General features: G+C 70.2%; 4 protein-coding genes and 1 pseudogene. All 5 read left to right on the top strand.

Annotated elements, in window-relative coordinates; genetic code table 11:
* The coding region (locus VFV89_RS10405) for an alkaline phosphatase family protein (protein WP_329705864.1) at nucleotides 1-1,663 on the top strand (1,663 nt) is incomplete at its 5' end.
* A gap of 56 nt (nucleotides 1,664-1,719) precedes the next feature.
* Nucleotides 1,720-1,887, top strand: coding sequence for a hypothetical protein (locus VFV89_RS10410; protein WP_329705865.1), 168 nt, complete (start codon nucleotides 1,720-1,722; stop codon nucleotides 1,885-1,887).
* A 69-nt stretch (nucleotides 1,888-1,956) separates the two neighbouring features.
* The gene (locus VFV89_RS10415; RefSeq protein ID WP_329705866.1) at nucleotides 1,957-2,664 is read left to right on the top strand and encodes a hypothetical protein; all 708 of its coding nucleotides are present in this window, start codon (nucleotides 1,957-1,959) and stop codon (nucleotides 2,662-2,664) included.
* Nucleotides 2,665-2,671: 7 nt separating this feature from the next.
* Nucleotides 2,672-3,256 (top strand): MazG family protein, encoded by a 585-nt coding sequence (locus tag VFV89_RS10420; protein WP_329705867.1) that lies wholly within the window; start codon nucleotides 2,672-2,674, stop codon nucleotides 3,254-3,256.
* A gap of 83 nt (nucleotides 3,257-3,339) precedes the next feature.
* Nucleotides 3,340-3,606: pseudogene (gene eno / locus VFV89_RS10425) on the top strand (phosphopyruvate hydratase); the annotation flags it as partial.

Raw genomic sequence — 3,606 nt, forward strand, 5'->3', positions numbered from 1 at the left:
GGTGGCCGGCTCACTCTCGTCCGCACAGGCCCACGGCATCCGTTCCGGTCATCACGCCGGGAACCCGATGGGTCACTACAAGAACATCGTCGTGATCTACCAGGAGAACCACAGCTTCGACAACATGTACGGGCTGTGGGGCAAGGTCGGCCACGACAAGGTCAACGGGCTGCCGAAGGCCGTGGCCGGCACGACGCAGGTCGACCAGTTCGGCAACCCGATCGGCTGCCTCTTCCAGAACGACGCCAACCTGGTGACCACCACGACCAAGGTCAAGTGGCTCGACGGGTCCATGCACGACGGTCTGCAGAGCGTCCGCTGTTCGGGCACGACACCCAACGGCGCCGCCTTCGACAGCCACTTCGCGACGAGCCACCCGTACTCGATCAACGACTACATCGAGCCGGAGGACACGACGTGCGCGCCACCCGACAAGGCGTTCGTCAACGCCAACGGTGTGGTGAAGACCGATCCGCAGGGGCGGCCCGGCGGCTGCACCCGCGACATCGTGCACCGCTTCTACCAGGAGCAGTACCAGCTCGACCACGGCAAGCAGGACCGCTACGTCATCGGCAGTGACGCGACCGGGCTGACCCAGGGCCACTACGACACCACCCGGCTGCCGATCTATGAGTACCTGCACGGCAGGCACGCACCGGACTACGTGATCGCGGACAGCTTCTTCCAGAGTGCGTTCGGCGGCTCCTTCCTCAACCACCAGTGGCTGATCGCAGCCCGGACGCCGGTCTGGGACATCACCCAGATGCCGCTACCGGCGGGCAAGAACAGCGTGCTCGACGCAGCGGGCTTCCCGAACAAGGGCTACCCGCTCTACAAGCCGGACCCGGCGGTCGCCTACAACGACGGCCCGCTCACCCAGAGCTGTGGCCTGCCGACGACGGTGGCCGGACTGGCCTGCGGCAACTACGCGGTCAACACCATGCAGCCCTCCTGGCCGCCGTCGGCGGGTGGCGCGAACATCCTGCCGGGGATCAACGACGTCGACCCGACCAAGCCGTTCTACCAGCTCAACATCGGCGACGAGCTCTCGGCGAAGGGCGTCTCCTGGAGCTGGTACTCCGGCGGCTGGAACGACGCGGCGGCCGGGCACCCCGACCCGCTGTTCCAGTACCACCACCAGCCGTTCAACTACTTCATGAACTACGCCCCGGGCATGCCGGGGCGCGACCACCTCAAGGACGAGGACGAGTTCGTCGCCTCGGCCAGGAACGGCACGCTTCCGGCGGTCTCCTTCGTGAAGCCGCTCGGCGAGGAGAACGAGCACCCGGGCTACGCGAGCGCCGACCACGGATCGATGCACGTCGTCGACCTGATCAAGGCGATCCTCGGCGGGCCGCAGGGCAAGGACACGCTGATCGTGGTGACCTACGACGAGTTCGGCGGGCAGTGGGACCACGTCTCCCCGCCCGGCCAGGGTGCCCACGCCGCTCCCGGGCCGTACGACGAGATGGGGCCCAGCACCCGCATCCCGGCCCTGATCATCGGCGGGAGGTTCGAGAGGTCTGGCGTCGACCACCAATCGCACGACACCACCTCGATCCTGGCCACCATCGAGCGCGCCTTCGGCCTGCAGCCGCTCACCACCCGTGATGCCCGGGTGAGCGACCTGGGCAGTGCGGTGCGGATCGGACAGGGGGACTAGCAGACTCGCCGCCGAACAGGACGTATCAGAGCGGCCTGCACCGGCTCCTACGGTGCATGGACCCCGCATCCTCGATCCCCAGCACCGCCGACACGGGTCGCCCGCGGACTCCTGCCACCACGCCGGCAGGACGCGCGGACCGCAGGCAGATCGTGATCGCCCGGGCCCGCCGGGCCGCGCGGCAGCGCCAGCGCACCCGCATCCTGGCGCGGCGCACGGGCTGAGCCCGGCTCCGCGAGGTCCCGGGCCGATCCGGGTCGGCCGCGCTTCAGGGGCCGGTGTTCAATGGCTCCGTGCTGAACAGTCGCGTGCGGCCGCTGCGTGCCCTCCTCGTCCTTCCCCTCGCCCTGCTGGCGGGCTGTGGCATCGCGGGCGCCCAGTTCCACCCCGGGGTCGCGGCCCAGGTCGGTGACCAGACCATCACCACCCGCCACGTCGACAAGGTGACCGACGACTACTGCTCGGCGGTCGAGGAGGTCAGCAAGGGCCAGGAGCAGGCCGCCGGCGGCGCCACCCCGATGCGCCTGCTCACCCACACCTTCACCACCGACCTGATCCAGCGCGCGGCCGCCGAGCAGCTCGCCGAGGAGTGGGACGTGACGCCGAGCCCGACCTACCACAGCGGTCTCGCGCAGCTCGAGCCGCAGCTGAGCAAGCTGAGCGAGGACCAGAAGGACGCCGTCCGCGAGGTCATCGGCGCCCGCTCCTACCTCGAGGACGTGCTCACCCAGGTCGGCGGGGCCTCGCTCGAGAAGCAGGGCACCACCGGCGCGAGCACCGACGACCAGTACGCCGAGGGGCAGAAGCTGCTCGCGAAGTGGATGAGCGACCACGACGTCGAGGTCAACCCGAAGTACTCCATCGACCCCGGCAGCGACGGACCGGCCGACACCGACGTCTCCTACGCGCTCGGCAAGACCGCCAAGGCAGGCCTCACCTCGCAGCCGGACGCGAGCTACACCGACGCGCTGCCCGGCAACCAGGTCTGCCTCGACGACTGACCCGGCCATGACACCCGCGTCCGGCGAGTCGCTGCTGGAGTTCCTGGCGGTGATGCGCCGTCTCCGGGCTGAGTGTCCCTGGAAGCGGGAGCAGACGCACCGGTCCCTGGCGCGCTATCTCCTCGAGGAGACCCACGAGACCCTCGAGGCGATCGACACCGGCGACCTCGAGCACCTGCGCGAGGAGCTCGGCGACCTGCTGCTCCAGGTCTACTTCCACGCCGTGGTCGCGGAGGAGGAGGGCGCATTCACCATCGACGACGTGGCCCGCGGCATCACCGAGAAGATGTACCGCCGCAACCCGCACGTGTTCGGACCGCCGGCCGGCGACCACCCCCAGGACGCCGCCGCGGTCAACGAGGTGTGGCAGGCGATCAAGCAGAGCGACAAGCCGCGCACCTCGCTCACCGACGGCCTGCCCGAGACGCTGCCGGCGCTGCTGTACGCCGCGAAGGTGCTGGAGCGCGGCGGCTCGGCACCCGAGGAGCCGGCCGACCTCGGCGAGCGGGTGCTGGCCCTGGTCCAAGAGGCGGTCGACGACGGCATCGACCCGGAGCAGGCGCTCCGCGACGCCGTACGCCGCCTCGGCTGACCACCCTCCGAGACCGAGGGCTCTGCGCCACTAGGCTGGCGGGCGCACTCTGCCCCCTACTTCCCCGACCCAGGAGCACCCCCGTGGCATCCATCGAAGCTGTCGGCGCGCGCGAGATCCTCGACTCCCGCGGCAACCCCACCGTCGAGGTCGAGGTGCTCCTCGCCGACGGGACGTTCGCCCGCGCGGCCGTACCCAGCGGCGCCTCCACCGGTGCCTTCGAGGCGGTGGAGCTGCGCGACGGCGGCGACCGCTACCTCGGCAAGGGCGTCCAGAAGGCGGTCGACGCGGTCATCCAGACCCTCGGCCCCGCGGTCGAGGGGCTCGACGCCGACGACCAGCGGACCCTC

It is taken from the genome of Nocardioides sp., from assembly GCF_036274455.1.
In the GTDB taxonomy this organism is placed as follows: Bacteria; Actinomycetota; Actinomycetes; order Propionibacteriales; family Nocardioidaceae; genus Nocardioides.

Bases quoted from the DNA above. Each gene is read 5' to 3' on its own strand.
- VFV89_RS10410 (WP_329705865.1), top strand. From the start codon at position 1,720: ATGGACCCCGCATCCTCGATCCCCAGCACCGCCGACACGGGTCGCCCG.
- VFV89_RS10420 (WP_329705867.1), top strand. From the start codon at position 2,672: ATGACACCCGCGTCCGGCGAGTCGCTGCTGGAGTTCCTGGCGGTGATG.